Source organism: Nocardiopsis ansamitocini (genome assembly GCF_030268225.1).
GTDB lineage: Bacteria > Actinomycetota > Actinomycetes > Streptosporangiales > Streptosporangiaceae > Nocardiopsis_D > Nocardiopsis_D ansamitocini.
Genome location: NZ_BSQG01000001.1, coordinates 423,299 through 442,941, shown reverse-complemented (window position 1 = coordinate 442,941; position 19,643 = coordinate 423,299). Strand labels below are relative to the sequence as shown.

Below are 19,643 nucleotides of genomic sequence, written 5' to 3'. Positions count from 1 at the left end.
TTCCCTTCGCATCACCCCGAACTGCTTGCGAGCCGTCCCGTGCTGGGCCATTCTCGGTGGCATGCTTCGGGTCCTGGTAGTCGAGGACGAGATCCCCGCGCGCGAGGAGATGGCCTACCTGCTCGACAGGGACTCGCGCGTCACCGAGGTGACCACTACGGGCGGCGCCACCGGCGCCACGCGACTGATCGGTGAGCGTGCCGAGGCGGGCGACCGGTTCGACGCACTTTTCCTGGACGTGCACATGCCGGGGCCCAGCGGGATCGACCTCGCCCGTTTTCTCGCGGCACTGCCCCGGCCGCCGGCGGTCGTGTTCGTGACCGCCCATGAGGACTACGCCGTCGCCGCCTTCGAACTCAACGCCGTGGACTACCTGCTCAAACCCATCAGAGAAGAACGCCTGGCAGCCACACTGGGCCGGCTGGTCGCCCGCGTCAGGGACACCCCGTCGACCGAGGTCAGGGTTCCGATCGAGCTGGCCGGGCGCACCCGCTTCATCCCGCGCTCCGAGATCTGGTTCGCCGAGGCCAAGGGCGACTACGTTCGGCTGCGCACCGCCGATGGAGCCTTCCTTATCCGTAGCACCCTCGGGGCGCTGGAGCGCGAGTGGGACGGAGCAGGGTTCGTGCGAATCCACCGCAGTATGCTCGTCGCCACCAGGCACGTCTCCGAACTTCGCTTCGAGGGCCCGCGGATCAAGGTGCAGGTCGGGGACGAATTGCTTCCGGTCAGCCGCAGGCAGACCCGCGAAGTCCGGGACCAGTTCGTGCGTCGCGGCTCAGGTACTGGCCGAACAGGGTGAACTCGCCGTCCGCGTCTTCCCGGCCCCCGCCCCCGGTACCGCGCCGCACCGCGGTGGCGGCCCCGGCGACCAGCCGAGCGCTGGGGATCACCCCCGAACCCGCCTCGGTCGAGGCGCATGCACGCACCACCGACGTCGCCGCGCACATGCGTCGCCACCTCCGGTTGAGCCTCGCGACGGTCACCGTCGCAGTCGTGTTGCTCCTGCTCGCGGTCGCCGTGCTCGCACTCGCCCCCCGGACCGGCGTGCTCTCCGTCGAAGGCGTGGGGTGGATTCGACTCGCAGTGGGGGCCTGCCTGCCGCTCCTGTTGGTACTGATCATCCCGGTCTATGTCCGGCTGGCCGAACGCCTGGACGCGCCGGGATCGGTCGGCTCGTGACCGAGCTCGCCGGCGGGCTGCTGTTCGTCGGCTGTGTCATGGTCATGACCCTGATCACCACCGGGCTGCTCAACCGCCGGCGTACCGCAGCCGGTGCGGGGTTCGTCCTGGCGACCGCTCCTCCGGGGAGCCTGCTCTTCGCCTCGGCCGCCGCTGGGGAGCACCTCTCGGCGGTGCTCCTGTTGGGGGTGGCCGGCCTGCTGCTGGCCCAGGGCCTTCAGGCCCTCGGGTCGCTTAGCGCCGTCGCCCTCGGCTGCGTGCTGCTGGCCGTCCTGGTGGTCACCCCGCTGCGTAGAGCAGGGGTGTACAGCTACTCGGATTTCGCTGAATGGCGCCTGGGCTCCCGCGTCGTCCGTCGGATGACCAGCGCCAGCGCGGTGATCGTCGGATGGTGTTTCCTCCTGGCCCAGTACATCGCGGCCGGCTTGCTGCTGCGGGCCTTCACCAGCCTTCCGGAGTGGACGGCCTGGTCGGCGACGGCGATTGTCACCCTGGTCCTGACCCTGTCCTCCTCCGGCGTCTCCAGTACCCGTTTCCAGGCCGTGCACTTCTGGTTCAAGCTGGCAGCCCTGGCGTTGCCCGCCCTCGCACTGCTCGTGGCCTGGCAGATGCAGGGCGCCCCGCGAGCCCCTGTGACCGACGACCCGGTCTTTCGCGTCGACACCGAGATGGAAATCGATCGCCGGCAGGCGGTGGGCGTCACCGAGCCGACCCCGGTCACCGTGCTGGTATCCGTGCAGGGGGAGACGGTCGCCACCCGGTCGGTCCTCGAACCAGGCGTGCACGCGTTCGTTCCGGGCACCGTGCTGCTGTTCGAAACGGGAACGACGATCCCCCACCACGTCGATCCCACTCCGGCGGAGGAAACCGGATGGCACGGGCCGGGACCCGGACCGGGTTCGTTGAGCGGGTACCTGCCGTACCTCTCGGTGGCTCTGGGCGTTATCGGGCTCCTGCAGTTCCCCACCCGCTTCTACGGGACGCCCAGCCCCAGGGCGGCCCGCCGGCTGGTGGCCCTGGTCGCCGCGCTGGTCGTGGTCTTCACGCTCGTTCCGCTGGTCTACGCGATGCTCGCCCGGATCTACGTGGGAGAGCTGTTGGTCAACGGGCAGGTCGACCTGGCGGTCCTGCAACTGCCCGAGCGCATGCTGCCCGGGCGCAGCGGGGTGCTGATGACGGTGCTGATCGCGGCCGGCGTCGCGTCGGCCGTGGTCACGGTCTCGGTGGGGCTCGCCGCCGCGCTGTCCGGGACCATTTCGCAGTGCGTGCTCGGCGGCGGCAGCACGGCCTACCGCTGGGGTGCGCTCCTGGCGGCCGGAACACCGCTGCTGATCGTCACCGCGTGGCCGGAACTGGCCGGAGCCGACCTGGCCTCGATAGCGTTCGCCGGGCTGCGCCTCAGCGCGGTGACCATCGCCCCCCTGTTGCTCATCGGGATCTGGTGGCGTGGGCTCACCGATGTGGGGGCCGCAGCCGGTCTGGTGGTCGGTCTGGTCGGCAGCGCCGTCGAAGCCCTGTCGGCGAACGACGTCCCGGTGGGGGTGCCGTTGCCGGGCGCCCTTCAGGGGCCGGCGGGATTCTTCCTGGTTCTGCTGGTCCCCGGAGTGATGATCGGGGTCTCGCTGATCACGCGGCAGCGGGTGCCCGGTGACGTGCTCGCGATGCTGGCCAGGCTGCACCTGCCCGAGCAGGAGGCGGGGCGCTGGCGCTGATGCGCCTGCCGCTCGTCGTCGAGAACGAACCACTCATCGGCTATGCGGGTCCGTGTGCCGACGGCTTGGCACCGCCTGCCGATCGGGGCAGGGGAAGCAGGTATGACCGGCCTGGTGCAGCCTAGGGTGATCTCAAAGAGCAACGGATCGGTCAGCGCAGCCTGCCCCGACCGCTTCGTTGCGATTTACCGAGGGGGAGGACCCGGCGCCGTTGGGTCGCCATCGACCATTCCGGCGGTGGGCAGGAGGGGAACGGCGCGGGGAGAGGTCGTCCGGCCGCCGCGATGGGAGGCGCGGCCGGACGGCAGCCCTCGTTCGGGCGGGTTCCCGGATCAGTCGTCGTCGTTGTTGTTGTTCCTGCCCCCGCCGCGACCGCCGCCCGGCCTGTTGTCGTTGTCCCCGTCGCCGTTGGGGAACGGCGACACCCAGATCTCGACCTCCGAGCCCTTGTCGGCCTCGTTCTTGGGGTTGTAGTCGCCGACGAAGTCGCCGACGAAACGGTGCACCTTCACCGTGAAGCCGAGTTCCTCCAGCTTCTTGCGTGCGTCGTCGACCTTCCAACCGCGAATGTCGGGAATTTCCACCATCTCCGGCCCCAAGGAGACCTTGAGCGTCACCGTGTCTCCGGCGCCGACCTTCTCACCGTCGCCGGGCGACTGCTCCATGACCTGGTCCTTGGGCACGTCGTCGTTGTGCTCTTCGGTGATCTCGACCTTGAGGTCCTTCTCCTCCAGCAGGGATCGCGCGTCGTTGACGTTGCTCCCCACCACCTCGGGCACCGCGAACCCGGTGCTCACCGACAGCACTACGCTGCCCTCGCGATCGGCCTTCTCACCCGGGGAGGGGTCGGAGGAGAGCACCGTGCCGGGCTCGGCGTCGAAGGAGGAAGCCTCCTGCTGTTCGATGTCGGTCAGCCCGGCGTCCTCCAGCAGTTGCAGGGCCTCGTTGATCGGCTTTCCGGAGATATCGGGGACTTCGACGAACTGGGGTCCGTCGGAGAGGGTGACGGTGATGATCTCCCCGGGCAGGATGTTGTCGCCGTTTTTCGGGTTCGTCGCCGCGATGGTGCCGGCCGGCGCCTCGTCGCTGTAGACGGTGTCGTCGGAGACGGTGATCTTCAGGCCCAAGGGGGTGAGTTCCTGCCGGGCGGTGTCGCGGTCCAGCCCTACGAGTTCGGGAACGACCTCGTAGCGCCCTGCGAGCATCCACCAGCCGAAGCCCAAGCCGGCCACCAGGAGCAGCGCCCCGATCAACATCAGCGGGTAGCGCATGCTGGGTCGCGGCGGCCGATGGTCGTCGTAGTCATCGTCGTCGTACTCGACCGGGGGAAGGTCACCCGGTTTCAGATCGACGACGAGAGTCTGGTTCTCGGGCTCGGCGGGGCCGGAGGCGACCTCGTTGACGGCGCCGGCCATGACGGGGGCGAAGGTCACGTTCGCGCCGGTCTGTCCCAGGGAGCGTTCCACCTCGAACACGGCCGCCAGGAACTGGCCGGCGTCGGTGAGCCGATAGCGGGGATCGCGCTCGGTGGCGCGAACCACCAAGGCGTCAACGCTCGGCGAGATGCCCTCCACCACTCGCGACGGTCGGGGGACGTCCTCGTTCACGTGCTGGTAGGCAACCGAAATGGGGTTCTCGCCGGTGTGCGGCTGCGCGCCGGTCAGCAGCTCGTACAGCATGATCCCGCATGCGTAGACATCGGTACGGGAGTCGGCGGTGTTGTGCGAGATCTGCTCGGGTGAGAGGTAGGCGGCGGTACCCATCAGAGCCCCGGTCTTGGTCAGCCCCTGTTGGGTCGCCTCCACGACCCTGGCCAGACCGAAGTCCACGACCTTGACCCTGCCGTCCTCGGTCAGGAGGACGTTCTCGGGCTTGATGTCCCGGTGCACCATGCCTACTTGGTGGGCCGCGCCCAGCGCGGCGAGTACCGGGACCATTACCTGAAGTGCCTCACGGGGGCTCAGGCGACCGCGTGCCTTGAGCAGCTCGCGCAGCGTACGTCCGGGAACGTACTCCATCGCCAGGTAAACGTGCCCCTGGTCGGTGCCCTGGTCGTAGACCTGGACGACGTTGGGGTGCGAGAGCTTGGCGACGGAGTGCGCCTCGTTGATGAAGCGCTGCACGAATTGGGGATCGCGCGCCAGGGTCGGATGCATCACCTTTAGCGCGACGTGACGGTCCAGTCGCTCATCGTGCGCGGCGTAGACCGTGGCCATTCCGCCCCCGGCGACCCGTGACTGGATGAGGTAGCGGCCATCAAGGGTCGTTCCAACAAGCGCGTCCGCAGTCGTCATGTCCACGAAGGGCAGTTTACGGGCGAATGCGGCACGGAGTGCGGCTGAGACTGTTTCTTGTCCGTGGAAAACGGGTAATGAGTGCTTCCGTCGCAGGTGCGGACGCGTCTTCGCACCACGCCGGGCGGTGTGTCGCCCGGCGTGTGGCACCGCGTCATTGCACGGCGGGTGAGGACGCCTGTGCGTAGCGGCGCACCGGGATCCGTCCCGCCCGCCTTGCCTGGCGGCCCGCGGTCACCGCGTCACGCATGGCCCGCGCCATGCGGACCGGTTCCTGGGCGCGGGTCACCGCCGTCGCCAACAGGACGGCGTCGCAGCCCAGTTCCATGGCCAACGCGGCCTCGCTGGCCGTTCCGATCCCGGCGTCCAGGATGACGGGCACGCCGGCCTCCTCGACGATCAGTTCGATGTTGTGCGGGTTGCGGATGCCCAGCCCCGAACCGATCGGGGCGCCCAACGGCATCACCGCCGCACAGCCCACCTGCTCCAGCCGCCTCGCCAGGATCGGATCGTCGTTGGTGTAGGGAAGGACGACAAAACCGTCGTCCACCAGCTGCTCGGCGGCCTCCAGCAGTTCCACCGGGTCGGGCAGGAGCGTGCGTTCGTCGGCGACCACCTCCAGCTTCACCCAGTCCGTCTCCAGTGCCTCCCTGCCCAGCCTGGCCGTACGCAGGGCATCGGTCGCGGTGAAACAGCCGGCGGTGTTGGGCAGCGGCAGGATGCCGTTCTCGCGCAGCACGTCCCAGACCGATCCCTGGGCACCCGGGTCCACCCGGCGCATCGCAACGGTGGTCAACTCGGTTCCCGAGGCGCGCAGTGCCTCGCCCAGGACCTGGAGGGAGGGCGCTCCGCCGGTTCCCATGATCAACCGTGAGCCGAACGCCCGTCCCGCAATCACCAGGGGGTCGCGCTCCGAAGTGGTGTCAGTCATCGTCAGCCCCCTTGAACCGCGGTCAGCACGTCGACCCGGTCCCCGGCCGACACCTCGGTGTCGTTCCAGTGGGTCTTGGGGACGACCTCGTCGTTCACCGCAGCTGCTACACCGCTGTGCGCGTCGGTCAACCCGCGCACCACGTCGGCCACGGTGGCGCCCGTGTCCACGTGGCGTCGTTCACCGTTGATGATCACGTCCACTGTTCTCACTCGAACCTTTCCGCGGGGATCGGGCGCCGTGCGCACGGCGCCCGATCCCCGAACTACTGCTGCGATGACAGGACAGGCGGCCTCTTGCCGGTCAGGCCGTGGCGCCGAAGTGCCGGGCGGCGTCGAAACGGCGGGCGTACTCCGGCAGGCTGCCGGTGGTCAGGGCCTGAGCCATGACGTCCCCGGTGGCCGGGGTGAACAGTACGCCGTGCCGGAAATGACCGACCGCCAGGTGCAGGCCCGCAACTCCGGTCGGGCCCAGCAGGGGCTCGTTGTCGGGAGAACCGGGCCGAAGGCCCACGCAGGTCTCGGCGATCTCCAGCTCGGCGACCCCCGGCACCAGCTCCCGGGCATCACGCAGGACCTCCCAGACCCCGCCCACCGTGAGACGGGTGTCATGTCCCATCTCCTCCTGGGTCGCGCCCACGATCACTTCCCCGTCGTCGCGCGGAACCAGGTAGACGGGGGAGCCCCTGACCAGGCCCCGAACGGTTCGGCTGACGATGGGATCCTCTCCGGTGGGGGTGCGCAGGCGCAACAGTTGGCCCTTGACCGGCCGCAGTACCGGGACGGTCCCCGTGGGAAGCCCTCCGATCTGCGAAGTCCAGGTGCCTGCCGCGAGGACGACCTGGCCGGCCGGCACGGTCGTGCCGTCGGTCAGGCGCACTCCTCGGACCGTGCCGTCGGCCAGGACCACCTCGGCGACCCGTTCGGGGATGAAGGCGACACCGTGTCGCAGGCAGGCGGAGCGCAGCGCCGCGGTCAGTCTGCGCGGATCCACGGAGTGGTCGTCGGGAGCGAGGATCCCGCCGCGGACCGAGGGCGCCAGCGCCGGTTCCAGCCGGCGGCACTCACGCGAGGTCAAGCGTTCGGTCCGCAGCCCCAGCCGATCCCGGAGGTCGCGCAACTCGGTGAGGACGGCCATGTCGTCGGTATCGAAGGCGACCTGGAGCGTGCCCTTGGTCCGGTACCCGGGGGAGACGTCGGTGTCCTCGGCCAGTTCGTTGAGGAAACTCGGGTAGCGGTCGCGGGACGTGATCCCGAAGCGCATCAGCGGTTCTTCCCCGAACGTCGCCTCGGTGGCCGGGGCGAGCATCCCCGCGGCCACACCCGACGCGGTTCCGGGTTCCTCGGGCGAGACGACGCCGACCCTCAGGCCCAGCCGGGCGGCCCGCCACGCGGTGACCAGCCCGATGAGTCCGGCTCCCGCGACAACCACGTCCGGGGCCGTGAGGGAGGTCCGTCGAGGGGACGACTCATGGTCCATGACGCTCCACTCCCTTCGCCGGCATGACCCGGATCAGGTTCGTGCGGTCGGAGGCTTGCAGCCTCCCTCTCAGCCGGATCACACCCGGCTCCCGCGGGGATCTGTGTACGTTCACCACGATTCTAGGTGCTTGCCCGGTTCCCCGCCGAAGGGGCCCGGCCCACTACGCCCAAAGCGATAACCGGGGACAGGGCCCGCGACCGTGGTCGTTGTGTGGGAGATTGGGAGGGTGATACAGATCGATCGCGACACCGACGCCCTCGTCGGCGAGTGGCTCACCATCAAAGAAGCGGCCAAGGCGCTCAACGTCAGCCCCAACCGCATCAAGCAGCTGATCAGGGAGTACCGGCTCCTGGGAGCCACCCGCAGCGGGGTGCCCTCGATCCCGGCCGCCTTCATCGTCGACGGCGACACCCTCAAGGGCCTGCAGGGCACCATCACGGTTCTCTCGGACTGCGGGTTCAGCGACGAAGAGGCGTTGCGCTGGATCTTCACCTCAGACGAGAGCCTTCCCGGATCTCCCATCGAGGCGCTCCAGGCCAACCGCGGCACCGAGGTCCGACGCCGCGCACAGGCACTGCTGCTGTAGTCCGCCCGGCCCGCGGCAGGGCACCGGGTCGGGGCTAGGGTGAAACGCGTGACTGCGAGTTTGCGAGAACGCCTGGATGCGGCCCGTCTCTACCTGTGCACCGATGCCCGACGCGAACGCGGCGACCTCGCCGCGTTCCTCGACGAGGCACTGGCCGGGGGAGTCGACGCGGTCCAACTGCGCGACAAGAGCCTGGAGGCGCGCCAGGAACTGGCGGCGCTGGAGATCATGCGCGACGCCTGCGACCGCCACGGCGCCCTGCTTTCGGTCAACGACCGCGCCGACATCGCCCGCGCCGTCCACGCCGACATCCTGCACCTGGGCCAGGACGACCTCCCGGTTCCCGACGCCCGCGAGATCATCGGCGACGGGCCCCTCATCGGTCGGTCCAGCAGCAGCGTCGCACTGGCCGCGGCAGCCGACGCACAAGACGGGGTGGACTACTTCTGTGTGGGGCCGGCCTGGGCCACTCCCACCAAGCCGGGTCGGGCAGCGGCCGGGCTCCCGGTCATCCGCGCGGTCGCCGACAGTTCTCCAAGTCGGCCCTGGTTCGCCATCGGCGGTATCGACCTCGACAACCTGCCCGAGGTCCTGGCCACCGGCGCCCGCAGGGTCGTCGTGGTGCGCGCGATCACCGATGCCGCCGACCCGAGGGCAGCGGCCGCCCAGTTCAAGCGGGGGCTCGACCGGGCCTGCCGCTGACGACACCCGGTTACCGGGTCCCGGTGGCCACGGTGCTCATTTGTACACGTGCGAGAGCGCGCTGGGATGCTTGCGCAGGTAGCCCTCGATCGACTGGGCGGGGTGACCGGTCAGGTCCAGTACCGTCTCGCTCACCCGGTCCAGTTCGCCCTCGGCGATCGCCGCGTAGGAACTGACCCATCCCTCCACGGCCCAGTCCGGTGCACCCAGACCGCCACGCGAGGCCAGGGCCTCCTCCCAGGTCTCGGGTATGTATCCGATCCGCTTCCCGGTCACCCCGGAGAGCCGGTCCACTGTCTGCGACAGCGTCACTGCCTCCGGGCCGGTGACGTCGTAGGTCCGGTCCTCGTGCGTCTGTGGATCGGCCAGGACGGTGGCGGCCACGTCGGCGATGTCGTCCCGCGACACCCACGCGACCCGTCCCTGTCCGGCGGGTCCGCGGACCACGCCGTCCTCACCCGCCCAGCGCGGCAGCAGGTCCAGGTACAGGCTCGGCCGCAGGAAGGTGTGCCGCACGCCCGTCGAGCGGATGTGCGCCTCGGTGTAGAAGTGATCCCTGGCGAAGGTGAAGGTCGAAGCGGGCCCGGCCCCCAGGAACGACAGATAGACGACATGGCGGACCCCGGCGTCCAGCGCCGCGTCCACGGCGTTGATGTGCAGCCGGACCCTGTCGGTGGCCTCGGGAGCCGAGACGAGGAACAGCACGTCGGTCCCCTTGGCCGCGCGTGTGAACGCGACCCGGTCCTCGTAGACCGCCATCGCCGCGCTGGAACCGGTCAGCTCCGGCGCGCGGTTGATGTCGCGCACGATCAGCCGCTGCGCGACCCCGCGTCGCGCCAACCGGGCGGCTACTCTGCCGCCCAGCGCTCCCGTCGCGCCGGTAGTGCCAATGGTGTGCGTTGCTTCCTGGTCCTCACCCATGGCTCCCTATCTTCGGTGAATGACCCGTTACGCGCACCACCGGCGCGCCGGGGAATTACGCGGCGCGTCGGTAGGTGAGCCGTCGCAGCAGTGTCTCGGCCGGTCCGCGTCGACCACGGAGCTCCTGGAGATAGGCCAGCGCGACCGTGATCAGCCAGACAGCGATGGCGAAGGCAGCCATCGAGGCGCTGTGCAGTTGCCCGCCCAGGGCCAGACCCCAACCGGCTAGCAATGGGGCGCACAGCACCGACTGGGCCAGATAGCACGACAGGGAGCGCTTGCCGACCGCTGTGAGCGCCACGACCGGTGCACTGGTGGCCGCACGCTCGCTGAGCCGGTGGGCCAGGAGCCCGAAGAACGCGACGTAACCGATCCCGCAGAACAGTCCGGTGACGAGTTGGCTGGTCTGGAACACCGAAGCGGAGGCGGCGGAGACCTCGACGACACCGACGTGGTGCAGCGCGTGCGGGAGCCCGCCCGCCCAACCGACCCCGATGCCCAGCACGGCCGTGGCCCGCAGCAACCCCGGATGGCGACCCGGCTCCTCCAGGACACGCCGGCGCGCAGCCCAGAAACCCAGGAGCAGGGCGATGGGCACGACCAGCGACAGCACCCCCTGGAACAGCACGAGAACGGGCCAGAACATCAGCCGTTGGACGACCGAGGCAAGGTAGTCGGGCTCGCCCAGCATCGCGCTGGCCATGGACAGGAAGTTCATGCTTGCGCCCGGGTCCCAGTCGCCGCGCGCGGCGAACACCGCGCCCACCACCGAGAACCCCACCAGCAGGCCCAGCAGGCCCGTCAGCACGCCGGACCACACCAGCAGGGTGCGGTCGGTGCGGCGCAGGAACAGCCGGCCCATGAGTAGTCCGACCAGGCCGTAGGCCCCGAGGATGTCGCCCATCCACAACAGGGCGGCGTGCACCAGGCCGAAGAGCAGCAACCAGAGGTTGCGCCGCCGCAGCAGTCCCAAAGCGGCACGCTCGCTGGTCGCGGCGCGTCGGCGGGTGGAGAGCTGCACCATGCCGTAACCGAACAGGAAGGCGAACATCGGGTAGACCCGCATGTCCACGGCCGTGATCAAAACGCCCTGCACGATCATGTCCGCGGGCGATCCGTCGGTGGGGTGGATCGAGGTCGCCGCGGAGTCCGAGGCCCACAGGTACCAGGCGGTGTTCGCCAGTGCGATCAACAGCAGCATCAGGCCACGGGCAAGATCGGGGGCGAGTGCGCGTTCGCCCCTTCCCGCCGGTGTCCGAAGCGACGACGAGGGTGTTTCCGTGGTCATCGGGGGGAACTCCTCAGGGGCGTTCTACCGGGATGGCTCGTTTCGCCGGCCGGGCGGGGCGGTACCCGGACCGGGCGTGTTCATTGTTCCATTCGGTATCGGACAAAAGGAGCAGATGGTGTGGTCGGCTGTGGGCTGCCGCCATCCCGTGGCCGAGGTCGGGCCGCTCCCGGGAGCGGCCCGGCAGTTCCGATCGCCTCAGTGCTTGCGCTCGGTCGCGGCGAGGATCAGATCGGCCAGGGCCGGACGCGCGTTCGCGAACAGGGCCTCGTGCTCCAGGGCGCGGTTGGCCTCGGCGACATAGCCGACGATCCGCTCCTCACATGCGTCGAGGGCACCACTGGTGGTGATCACCGAGCGCATCCAGTCCACTGCGTCGGTCCCCAGTTTCGGGTCGCCCAGGAGACGGCGAAACTCTGCGGCGTCGGTCCGGGAGGTCAGGCGCAGGGTCTCGGCCACCAGGACCGTGCGCTTGCCCTCGCGCAGGTCGTCCCCGGTGGGTTTGCCGGTCTCCTCCGGTGCGCCGAACACCCCCAGGATGTCGTCGCGGAGTTGGAAGGCGATCCCCAGGGGCAGGGCGTAGGCGGTGTAGACCGGTGCGAGCTCCGGCCCGCGTCCGGCGAGGGCCGCGCCCAGGTGCATCGGCCGCTCAATGGTGTACTTGGCCGTCTTGTGCCGCATGACCCGCAGTGCGTCCTCGACGGTTTCGGAGCCCTTCGCCTGGTTCAACAGGTCCAGGTACTGGCCGGCCATCACTTCGGTGCGCATGAGGTTGAACGGCTCGCGTCCGGCGGACAGGGCCGCCGCCGGCAGCGCGCTGGACTGGTACATGTCCTCGCACCAGGCCAGGCACAGGTCGCCCAGCAATACCGCTGCGCCCTGGCCGAAGGAGGCGGAGTCCCCATCCCAGCCGGAGGTCGCGTGCAACTCGGTCAGCCGCCGGTGCGCCGCCGGTGCGCCGCGGCGGGTGTCGCTGTTGTCGATGACGTCGTCGTGGATCAGCGCGCATGCCTGGAGCAGTTCCAGGGATGCCGCGGCCTGGTGGATCCCGCGCTCCTCCCCGCCGCCGGCCCCGCGCCAACCCCAGTAGCAAAACGCCGGGCGCAGCCGTTTGCCGCCGGTGATCATGGCATCCAGGGCGTCCAGAACCGGTCGGAGTTCCGCACCGATCCCCAGGACGAGAGCGCGGCGGCGCTCGACGAACGCTTCGAGTTCGGCGTCCACCGCCGGGCGCACGAACGAGAGTGGGGAGAGGTGGGAGAAGCTCATACCGGCAGGCTATCGGGTGCGCTCGATCACCCCGTTCCGGCCGGCCGTCCTGACCGTCCGGGGCGGGGCGAGCCGGTGCCGACGGCCCGGAACGAGACGAAGGGCCGGCAAGGTCGCCAAAGCCTTATGGGGACTTAAACCCCACCGCGAAGGTGGACTACAGTGGAGGCCATGCTCGGATCACCCACGCGTTCGGTCGCCTCGCACGCGCTCAATCCCCGCCCGCGACACATCCGCGAGCTGATCGCCGCAGGTCGACCCACTTTCTCCTTCGAGTTCTTCCCCCCGAGAACGCCCCAGGCCGAGCGCAAACTCTGGCGGGTCATCCGTGAGTTGGAGGCATTGGGGCCGGACTTCGTGTCGGTGACCTACGGGGCAGGCGGCGGCACCCGTGACCGCACCGTCGACATCACCGAGCGCATGGCCACCGACACCACTCTGCTTCCGGTGGCGCACATGACCGCGGTCGACCACTCGGTGCGTGAACTGCGTCATCTCATCGGCCGCTTTGCCGGAGTGGGGGTGTCCAACATGCTGGCGCTGCGCGGTGACCCGCCCGGTGACCCGCTGGGGGAGTGGACCACCCATCCGGAGGGGCTCACCTATGCCGAGGAGCTGGTGCGCCTCATCAAGGAGAGCGGCGACTTCTGTGTGGGCGTCGCGGCCTTCCCGCACAAGCACCCGCGTTCCACCGACATCGACACCGACGTGGACTTCTTCGTCCGAAAGTGCAGGGCCGGCGCCGATTACGCCATCACCCAGATGTTCTTCGAGGCCGACGAGTACCTGCGGTTGCGCGACCGGGTGGCGGCCAAGGGATGCGACGTGCCGATCATCCCCGAGATCATGCCCGTCACGAAGTACGCCACCATCGCGCGCTCCGAGCAGCTCTCCGGCGCGCCGTTCCCGACGCGGTTGGCCGAGGAGTTCGCCCGGGTGGCAGACGACCCCGAAGCCGTGCGCGCGCTGGGCGTCGAGCACGCCACGCGCTTGTGCGAGCGGTTGTTGGACGAGGGAGCCCCCGGGATCCACTTCATCACCTTCAACCAGTCCACGGCTACTCGCGAGATCTACCAGCGACTCGTCCCGGTCCGCCGCCCGGCAGTGGTAGCGGCAGCGGCGCAGCCATGATCGCGAAAGCGCGTCCCGGACTGCCCGGGAAGTAGAACTCCGCCAGCACGTCGGTGAATCCGAACGAGGAGTACAGCCCTCTGGCGGGGGTGGGTCCGGTGTGCGTGGACAACACCGCGGTGCGCTCTCGGCGCCCGGAGGTGAGCCGGTGCAGTACGGCCCGGCCCACGCCGCGGCCCTGCCAGGCCGGCAGGACGTGGACCTCCGCGACCTCGAAGGAGTCCCCGAGCCAATGGCGGGCGCCAGCGGGGTCGGAGCCGCCGAGTTCGGCGCTGACCACGTCGTGCCACCACTGTCCTGGCGCACCGTGGAAGCCGTAGGCGAAGCCGACCGCCTCTCCCCGGCCGGTCACCGCGGTGACCGAATGGAAGCGGGGGTAGTCGGCATGCTGGCGCATGATCGCCTGGCGCCCGGACAACTGGTCGGGCGGCGGAGACATGGCCGCATAGTAGATCTCCATCAACGCGGGGACCGCGTTGACGAACGCCGGCCCGGCCAGCTCCCACATCTCGATTTCGGTTTCCACATCGACACCCTAGGGGCTGGCCTCGTGATCAGCCCTGATCTTGGCCGATGTCGGCGGGGTCCCCGCCGGTGAGACGGACCAGTTCGTCGAACGAGGTGGGAAAGACCGTGTGCGGGTGTCCGGCCGCGGCCCACACCACGTCGTACTTGGCCAGCCATTCGTCCACGAGGGTGCGTACCGGTGCCGGGTGGCCCAGGGGTGCGACCCCGCCGATCGGCTGTCCGGTATGGGTGCGTACGAAATCCGGAGTCGCACGTTCCACCCGGTGCCCGCCGATCAGGGCGGAGACCTTGGCGGTGTCCACCCGGTGCGCGCCGCTGGTCAGTACGAGTACGGGGGAGGGCTCGCCGTCCGCGTCCAGTGCGGAGAAGACCAGGCTGTTGGCGATCGCGCCGACCTCGCAGTCCAATTGCGCTGCGGCGGCCGCCGCTGTTCGGGCGGATTCGGGAAGTTCCCGCACCTGGCCGGGGGCGCCCTTGTCCGTGAGAAGGTCGGCGACTTTTCGTGCATTACGGTGCATGGGGGCGATCCTAGGTCCTGGTGGCCTCGAAAGGTGGGCCGATCGTTGACGAACGCCTGTTCGAGCGTGTTCAATGAATACCAGATCGAACTGCTGTTCGGCCCAGGCTGCCGTGTTTCCCCTCATGGCTCGCCTCGTGTCGCTGCCCCCGTGGCGGCCCGCGGCGCGTGCGCTCGGGCGGGGGTGGACAAGCCCCTTGCCCGCACCGCGTCCAGGAGGCAGCCACCTCTGGAGGTGACGCCAATGTCCCAACCGGCGATTTTCTCTGTCTCCGACGTCGCGCGACGACCGCGCAGGACGCTCGTCCCCGGGGTGGGGACCGCCCTGGACTCCGCGCGCGGCTATCTCACCGAATCCGCGGACGCCCCGACCCCGGCCCTGCGCTATGTCAACGCTCATCTCGCCGCGCTGCGCACCGCCGCCGCCGTATTGGCCCAGCGTGCTGATCCCGGGGCCAAGCAGGGACGGGCACGCGGCCCGCGCAGTGCGTGGGAGTTGCTGCCCGCAGCAGCACCCGAGCTCCACGAGTGGGCGCTGTACTTCGCCGCCGGTGCGGCCAAGAGGGCGGCTGCCGAGGCCGGCCTGGGGCCCGCGGTCACCGCGGAGCAGGCGGATGTCCTGTTGAACGACGCCCGCGCCTTCCTGGCGGTGGTGGAGTCCCTGTTGGGGTGCGGCCCGCTGCGCCGCACGGGGTAGGTCGACGCAGCGTCCCGACAGCACAGCGGCGGCCGTTGATGGCGGCCACCGCTGTCATGGATCCGTTGTTTCCCCTGGGGACGAGGGGAAGCGGGCGTGCAAAACGCGCGCCCGGGGGCCGCGCCTTGCTGGGAGGGGCGCGGCCACAGGTGAAGAAGAAGCCGTTGCCGGGCGACGCGTCGCCCGGAGGACTCTAGAAGGCGTCCACCGCGCGGCGGGCCTCGGGGTCGAGCACGCCCCAGTTGATGAGCTCCTCGGTGAGGTCGCCCGGCGAGCGGTCGTAGATCACGGCCAGCGAGCGCAGGTCCTCCTGGCGGATGGACAGCACGCGTCCGTTGTAGTCGCCCCGCTGGCTCTGGATGGTGGCGACGTAGCGGGCGAGCGGCCCGGCCTTGTCCTGGGGCAGTTGCTGCATGCGCTCCAGGTCGATGACCAGCTTGGGCGTCGGGGCCAGCGGCGACGGCGCGGCCCCGCCCGGGAGCAGCTCCGACATCGGCACACCGTAGAAGTCAGCCAGCTCGGCCAGCTTCTGCACGGTAACGGCGCGGTCGCCGCGCTCGTAGGAACCGACCACGACGGCCTTCCACCGCCCGTGCGACTTCTCCTCGACCCCGTGCAGGGACAAGCCCTGCTGGGTGCGGATGGCGCGCAATCGCGCGCCCAGAGACTTTGCGTATTCGGATGGCATCTTCTTCAGTGCTCCCCGGCCGTGAAGGTGGCTGGTGCGGGCAGCGGACTCGGCGAGCGAGTTCGTTCGGTCATCGCGCTAGGCCCGTTAAGCCGCTTGTGTGCGGTTTCGTACGGACGTCGCGCGACCGTGCCCCCCAGAATGGTTACGGACAGTGACGGTAAGGCGGTCCGGTCGCCAGGTCAAGCCGTTGGGTGAAAACGCGACGATTAAGTGTCCAAACTGTGCGTAAGTGAGAGGTCTCTCATACCTCACTGAAATAGGACACATCGGTTCCGGATCATTGATCGAAAGCCTGTCCGCACAAGGCTTTCCGGGACGGAGGTCCAGGTGGCCACCTCCAATCGTCCCCGTCCCCTCCAGTTGTGCGCGTTGGAAATCAAGATCCAGTCTAGTGATGAGTGTCATATTTTTGTCAGCCCCCGGTCCTTGCGTCCCAGGCCTCCCCCGGTCGCCGGGGGCCGCGCTGATAGCGTGATGGCCGTCCGACGTCCTTTAACGACCTGTTCTGTGAGGCAGGGAAGGAGGTCATCTCATGCATGCCCAAAAACATGCTGATGATGGCGATGAATCCAGAGCCGTCCTCGAAGGCCCCGAGATCGACCGGGCGCTGACCCGGATCGCCCATGAGGTGCTGGAGCGTACCAAGGGCGGGGCCGACGTCACCCTGCTGGGCATTCCCAGCGGTGGAGTCCCGCTCGCCCAGCGTCTCGCCGAGCGCATCGAACGTGTCGAGGATCGCCCGGTCCCCTGGGGCTCCCTCGACATCACCATGTACCGCGACGACCTGCGCCTGGCACCGGCCCGTGCACTCGGCCGCACCGAGATTCCCCCGGAGGGCATCGACGGCCGCACCATCGTCCTCGTCGACGACGTCCTGTTCTCCGGCCGCACCGTGCGCGCGGCCCTGGACGCTCTGGGCGACCTCGGGCGGCCCCGCGCCGTCCAGTTGGCCACCCTGGTGGACCGCGGCCATCGTGAACTGCCCATCCGCGCCGACTACGTGGGCAAGAACCTCCCCACTTCCGTGCGCGAGAGCGTCACCGTGCTGCTGAAGGAGATCGACGGGCGCGACGCGGTGCTCATCGGTCCGGCCAAACCCCGTGCCGGCCACGCCGGCGACACCACCGTGCAGAGCACCCACGCGGAGGGCGACAACCGATGAGACACCTGCTCTCCGCCGGCGACCTCAGCCTCGACGAAGCAACCCTGGTCCTTGACACCGCCAAAGAGCTCGCCCAGGTCGGCGGACGCTCGGTGAAGAAGCTGCCTACCCTGCGTGGCCGAACGGTGGTCAACCTCTTCTACGAGGACTCCACCCGAACCCGTATCTCCTTCGAAGCCGCGGCCAAGCGCATGTCGGCCGACGTCATCAATTTCTCCGCCAAGGGTTCCAGCGTCTCCAAGGGCGAGAGCCTCAAGGACACCGCGCTCACCCTGCAGGCGATGGGCGCCGACGGCGTGGTCATCCGGCACGGCGCCTCCGGCGCGGCACGGAGACTGTCCAACTGGGTGGACGGTGCCGTCCTCAACGCCGGCGACGGTACCCACGAACACCCCACCCAGGCGCTGCTGGACGCCTACACGATGCGTGAGCGCATGGGACGCCTCGACGGCCTGCGCGTGGCCATCGTCGGCGACATCCTGCACAGCAGGGTCGCCCGCTCCAACGTGCTGCTGCTGCGCACCCTCGGCGCCCACGTCACGCTGGTGGCCCCGCCCACCCTCCTGCCGGTTTCGGTCGCCGGCTGGCCCTGCGAGGTCTCCTACGACCTCGACGAGGTCCTGCCCAAGAGCGACGTCGTCATGATGCTGCGGGTCCAGGCCGAGCGGATGAACGACGCGTTCTTCCCCTCCGCGCGCGAGTACACCCGGCGCTATGGCCTCGACGGCGACCGTTTCGCCCAGTTGCCCGAGCACGCCGTGGTCATGCACCCGGGGCCGATGATCCGCGGGATGGAGATCTCCGCGGAGGTCGCCGACTCGCCCCGCTCCACCATCGTGGAGCAGGTCACCAACGGTGTCAGCGTGCGTATGGCCGTTCTTTACCTGCTGCTCGGCGGGTCCGAGTCCGGCATCGGGAACTAGGGGAGACGAGAACAGACATGAGCCAGACCACGACCTACCTGATCAGGGGCGCCCGCGTCCTCGGCGGGGAGCCCGCCGACATCCTCGTGCGCGACGGGATCATTGCCGACCTCGGCCCCGACCTGTCCGCTGAGGGCGCCGAGATCGTCGAGGCCGCCGGCCTCGTCGCCCTGCCCGGGCTGGTGGACATCCACGTCCACCTGCGCGAGCCCGGTCGCGAGGACGCGGAGACCGTCGCCAGTGGTTCCCGCGCCGCTGCCATGGGCGGGTTCACCGCCGTGTGCACGATGGCCAACACCGACCCCGTCGCCGACACCGCCGGAGTCGTCGAGCAGGTCTGGCGGCTCGGCCGCGAGGCCGGGTACTGCGACGTGCAGCCCATCGGCGCGGTGACCAAGGGCCTGGGAGGCGAGCGGTTGGCCGAACTCGGTGCGATGGCCGACTCCGCGGCCAGGGTCCGTATGTTCTCCGACGACGGTATGTGCGTCTCCGACGCGCTGCTGATGCGCCGCGCCCTGGAGTACGTCAAGGCATTCGACGGTGTCGTCGCCCAACACGCCCAGGAGCCCCGCCTCACCGAGCACGCCCAGATGAACGAGGGCGAGGTCTCGGACCGTCTCGGACTGGGCGGGTGGCCGGCGGTGGCCGAAGAGGCGATCATCGCCCGCGACTGCCTGCTCGCCGAACACGTCGGCTCCCGCCTGCACATCTGCCACGTCTCCACCAAGGGGTCCGTGCAGATCATCCGCTGGGCCAAGAGCCGCGGTTGCGACGTGACCGCAGAGGTCACCCCGCACCACCTCTTGCTCACCGACGAGCTCGCCGAGAGCTACGATCCGATCTACAAGGTCAACCCGCCTCTGCGCACCGCCGAGGACGTCCAGGCGCTGCGTGAGGCGCTGGCCGACGGCACCATCGACTGCGTTGCCACCGACCACGCCCCGCACCCGGTCGAGGCCAAGGAGACGGAGTGGGCCAACGCCGCAATGGGAATGATCGGCTTGGAGACCGCGCTCTCGGTCGTGCAGCACGCCATGGTCGACACCGGGCTTCTGGATTGGGCGGGGGTGGCTGAGCGAATGTCGGCGATCCCGGCACGCATCGGCCGACTGGCCGGTCACGGCCGCCCGCTCGTGATCGGCGAACCCGCCAACATCACGCTCTACGACACCGCTGCGGAACGCGTGGTCGACGCCGCGTCCATGGTCTCCAAAAGCGCGAACACCCCCTACCGGGGCATGCGGTTGCCCGGTCGGGTCGCAGCGACGTTCCTGCGCGGTATCCCGACGGTCCTCGATGGGAAGGTCCAGTGACAACAAGCAGCCAGGCACAGGTACCCGCGATCCTTGTGTTCGGGGGCGGCGGAGTGAGCCTGACGCAGCGAGCGGAGTCGTCGGTGGCGGTTGCGCGTAGCGCTTCTCTCGCCGGTGGCGTAGCGAGCGAGGAGCGGTGAACGACCAGGCGGCGCACGGCCGTCCTACGGAGGAGAAGAAAACCATGCAGGTACCCGCGATCCTTGTGTTCGGGGGCGGCGGAGTGAGCCTGACGCAGCGAGCGGAGTCGTCGGTGGCGGTTGCGCGTAGCGCTTCTCTCGCCGGTGGCGTAGCGAGCGAGGAGCGGTGAACGA

The 19,643-nt window shown here is 69.4% G+C and carries 20 protein-coding genes and 1 riboswitch; of the genes, 10 read left to right on the top strand and 10 right to left on the bottom strand.

Annotated features, from left to right (window positions below):
- Positions 1-61 precede the first annotated feature (61 nt).
- From QSJ59_RS02010 to QSJ59_RS02000, 3 genes are read left to right on the top strand one after another with little or no spacing between them, the layout of a single operon-like run.
- On the top strand, positions 62-802 hold the full coding sequence (locus tag QSJ59_RS02010) for a LytR/AlgR family response regulator transcription factor (protein ID WP_285756921.1): 741 nt from the start codon (positions 62-64) through the stop codon (positions 800-802).
- Entirely contained in the window at positions 799-1,182 is a 384-nt protein-coding gene (locus QSJ59_RS02005; RefSeq protein ID WP_285756920.1) for a hypothetical protein, read from the top strand. Before QSJ59_RS02010 ends, QSJ59_RS02005 begins: the two co-directional genes overlap by 4 nt.
- Positions 1,179-2,894 carry a sodium:solute symporter family transporter gene (locus tag QSJ59_RS02000; protein ID WP_285756919.1) on the top strand — a complete coding sequence of 572 codons (1,716 nt, stop codon included), beginning with the start codon at positions 1,179-1,181 and terminating at the stop codon, positions 2,892-2,894. Before QSJ59_RS02005 ends, QSJ59_RS02000 begins: the two co-directional genes overlap by 4 nt.
- Before the next feature lie 332 nt (positions 2,895-3,226).
- Here QSJ59_RS02000 and pknB read toward each other — a convergent pair whose 3' ends face one another.
- The 4 genes from pknB to thiO all read right to left on the bottom strand — a co-directional run bounded on the left by pknB (position 3,227) and on the right by thiO (position 7,598).
- Positions 3,227-5,194 (bottom strand): Stk1 family PASTA domain-containing Ser/Thr kinase, encoded by a 1,968-nt coding sequence (gene pknB, locus QSJ59_RS01995; RefSeq protein ID WP_285756918.1) that lies wholly within the window; start codon positions 5,192-5,194, stop codon positions 3,227-3,229.
- 148 nt (positions 5,195-5,342) lie between these two features.
- Positions 5,343-6,119, bottom strand: coding sequence for a thiazole synthase (locus tag QSJ59_RS01990; protein WP_285756917.1), 777 nt, complete (start codon positions 6,117-6,119; stop codon positions 5,343-5,345).
- A gap of 2 nt (positions 6,120-6,121) precedes the next feature.
- Positions 6,122-6,322, bottom strand: coding sequence for a sulfur carrier protein ThiS (thiS, locus tag QSJ59_RS01985; protein WP_285757850.1), 201 nt, complete (start codon positions 6,320-6,322; stop codon positions 6,122-6,124).
- Between the two features lie 100 nt (positions 6,323-6,422).
- Positions 6,423-7,598 carry a glycine oxidase ThiO gene (gene thiO / locus QSJ59_RS01980; protein WP_285756916.1) on the bottom strand — a complete coding sequence of 392 codons (1,176 nt, stop codon included), beginning with the start codon at positions 7,596-7,598 and terminating at the stop codon, positions 6,423-6,425.
- Positions 7,592-7,703: riboswitch (TPP riboswitch) on the bottom strand. It overlaps the preceding gene by 7 nt.
- 124 nt (positions 7,704-7,827) lie before the next feature.
- On the opposite strand from thiO, the gene QSJ59_RS01975 reads away from it, so the two are divergent.
- Both QSJ59_RS01975 and thiE read left to right on the top strand, forming a co-directional pair.
- Entirely contained in the window at positions 7,828-8,187 is a 360-nt protein-coding gene (locus QSJ59_RS01975; protein ID WP_285756915.1) for an Rv2175c family DNA-binding protein, read from the top strand.
- A gap of 48 nt (positions 8,188-8,235) precedes the next feature.
- Positions 8,236-8,889 (top strand): thiamine phosphate synthase, encoded by a 654-nt coding sequence (gene thiE, locus QSJ59_RS01970; protein WP_285756914.1) that lies wholly within the window; start codon positions 8,236-8,238, stop codon positions 8,887-8,889.
- Between the two features lie 36 nt (positions 8,890-8,925).
- Here the strand turns inward: thiE and QSJ59_RS01965 are convergent, their stop codons facing one another.
- From QSJ59_RS01965 to QSJ59_RS01955, 3 genes are all read right to left on the bottom strand, one after another.
- On the bottom strand, positions 8,926-9,810 hold the full coding sequence (locus QSJ59_RS01965; RefSeq protein ID WP_285756913.1) for an SDR family oxidoreductase: 885 nt from the start codon (positions 9,808-9,810) through the stop codon (positions 8,926-8,928).
- A gap of 55 nt (positions 9,811-9,865) precedes the next feature.
- Positions 9,866-11,098 carry a DUF418 domain-containing protein gene (locus QSJ59_RS01960; protein ID WP_285756912.1) on the bottom strand — a complete coding sequence of 411 codons (1,233 nt, stop codon included), beginning with the start codon at positions 11,096-11,098 and terminating at the stop codon, positions 9,866-9,868.
- Between the two features lie 198 nt (positions 11,099-11,296).
- The gene (locus QSJ59_RS01955; protein WP_285756911.1) at positions 11,297-12,367 is read right to left on the bottom strand and encodes a polyprenyl synthetase family protein; all 1,071 of its coding nucleotides are present in this window, start codon (positions 12,365-12,367) and stop codon (positions 11,297-11,299) included.
- Positions 12,368-12,538: 171 nt separating this feature from the next.
- On the opposite strand from QSJ59_RS01955, the gene metF reads away from it, so the two are divergent.
- Positions 12,539-13,498 carry a methylenetetrahydrofolate reductase [NAD(P)H] gene (gene metF, locus QSJ59_RS01950; protein WP_285756910.1) on the top strand — a complete coding sequence of 320 codons (960 nt, stop codon included), beginning with the start codon at positions 12,539-12,541 and terminating at the stop codon, positions 13,496-13,498.
- Here the strand turns inward: metF and QSJ59_RS01945 are convergent.
- Both QSJ59_RS01945 and QSJ59_RS01940 read right to left on the bottom strand, forming a co-directional pair.
- Complete coding sequence (locus QSJ59_RS01945; protein ID WP_285756909.1) at positions 13,425-14,024, bottom strand: GNAT family N-acetyltransferase; 600 nt, start codon at positions 14,022-14,024, stop codon at positions 13,425-13,427. The genes metF and QSJ59_RS01945 overlap by 74 nt on opposite strands.
- Before the next feature lie 28 nt (positions 14,025-14,052).
- Positions 14,053-14,544 carry a YbaK/EbsC family protein gene (locus QSJ59_RS01940; protein WP_285756908.1) on the bottom strand — a complete coding sequence of 164 codons (492 nt, stop codon included), beginning with the start codon at positions 14,542-14,544 and terminating at the stop codon, positions 14,053-14,055.
- A 243-nt stretch (positions 14,545-14,787) separates the two neighbouring features.
- On the opposite strand from QSJ59_RS01940, the gene QSJ59_RS01935 reads away from it, so the two are divergent.
- The gene (locus tag QSJ59_RS01935; RefSeq protein ID WP_285756907.1) at positions 14,788-15,240 is read left to right on the top strand and encodes an SAV_6107 family HEPN domain-containing protein; all 453 of its coding nucleotides are present in this window, start codon (positions 14,788-14,790) and stop codon (positions 15,238-15,240) included.
- A gap of 193 nt (positions 15,241-15,433) precedes the next feature.
- Here QSJ59_RS01935 and bldD read toward each other — a convergent pair whose 3' ends face one another.
- Entirely contained in the window at positions 15,434-15,928 is a 495-nt protein-coding gene (bldD, locus tag QSJ59_RS01930; RefSeq protein ID WP_285756906.1) for a transcriptional regulator BldD, read from the bottom strand.
- Between the two features lie 535 nt (positions 15,929-16,463).
- Here bldD and pyrR point away from each other — a divergent pair.
- Genes pyrR through QSJ59_RS01915 form a run of 3 tightly spaced genes read left to right on the top strand, consistent with a single transcriptional unit; the run spans position 16,464 to position 19,329 of the window.
- Positions 16,464-17,093, top strand: a complete 630-nt coding sequence (pyrR, locus tag QSJ59_RS01925) for a bifunctional pyr operon transcriptional regulator/uracil phosphoribosyltransferase PyrR (RefSeq protein ID WP_285756905.1) — start codon at positions 16,464-16,466, stop codon at positions 17,091-17,093.
- Entirely contained in the window at positions 17,090-18,016 is a 927-nt protein-coding gene (locus QSJ59_RS01920) for an aspartate carbamoyltransferase catalytic subunit (RefSeq protein ID WP_285756904.1), read from the top strand. Before pyrR ends, QSJ59_RS01920 begins: the two co-directional genes overlap by 4 nt.
- Positions 18,017-18,033: 17 nt before the next feature.
- Positions 18,034-19,329 carry a dihydroorotase gene (locus tag QSJ59_RS01915; RefSeq protein ID WP_285756903.1) on the top strand — a complete coding sequence of 432 codons (1,296 nt, stop codon included), beginning with the start codon at positions 18,034-18,036 and terminating at the stop codon, positions 19,327-19,329.
- Positions 19,330-19,643 lie beyond the last annotated feature (314 nt).

Bases quoted from the DNA above. Each gene is read 5' to 3' on its own strand.
- QSJ59_RS02010 (WP_285756921.1), top strand. From the start codon at position 62: ATGCTTCGGGTCCTGGTAGTCGAGGACGAGATCCCCGCGCGCGAGGAG.
- QSJ59_RS01990 (WP_285756917.1), bottom strand. From the start codon at position 6,119: ATGACTGACACCACTTCGGAGCGCGACCCCCTGGTGATTGCGGGACGG.
- thiO (WP_285756916.1), bottom strand. From the start codon at position 7,598: ATGGACCATGAGTCGTCCCCTCGACGGACCTCCCTCACGGCCCCGGAC.
- QSJ59_RS01965 (WP_285756913.1), bottom strand. From the start codon at position 9,810: ATGGGTGAGGACCAGGAAGCAACGCACACCATTGGCACTACCGGCGCG.
- QSJ59_RS01960 (WP_285756912.1), bottom strand. From the start codon at position 11,098: ATGACCACGGAAACACCCTCGTCGTCGCTTCGGACACCGGCGGGAAGG.
- QSJ59_RS01955 (WP_285756911.1), bottom strand. From the start codon at position 12,367: ATGAGCTTCTCCCACCTCTCCCCACTCTCGTTCGTGCGCCCGGCGGTG.
- metF (WP_285756910.1), top strand. From the start codon at position 12,539: ATGCTCGGATCACCCACGCGTTCGGTCGCCTCGCACGCGCTCAATCCC.
- QSJ59_RS01940 (WP_285756908.1), bottom strand. From the start codon at position 14,544: ATGCACCGTAATGCACGAAAAGTCGCCGACCTTCTCACGGACAAGGGC.
- QSJ59_RS01935 (WP_285756907.1), top strand. From the start codon at position 14,788: ATGTCCCAACCGGCGATTTTCTCTGTCTCCGACGTCGCGCGACGACCG.
- bldD (WP_285756906.1), bottom strand. From the start codon at position 15,928: ATGCCATCCGAATACGCAAAGTCTCTGGGCGCGCGATTGCGCGCCATC.
- pyrR (WP_285756905.1), top strand. From the start codon at position 16,464: ATGCATGCCCAAAAACATGCTGATGATGGCGATGAATCCAGAGCCGTC.
- QSJ59_RS01920 (WP_285756904.1), top strand. From the start codon at position 17,090: ATGAGACACCTGCTCTCCGCCGGCGACCTCAGCCTCGACGAAGCAACC.
- QSJ59_RS01915 (WP_285756903.1), top strand. From the start codon at position 18,034: ATGAGCCAGACCACGACCTACCTGATCAGGGGCGCCCGCGTCCTCGGC.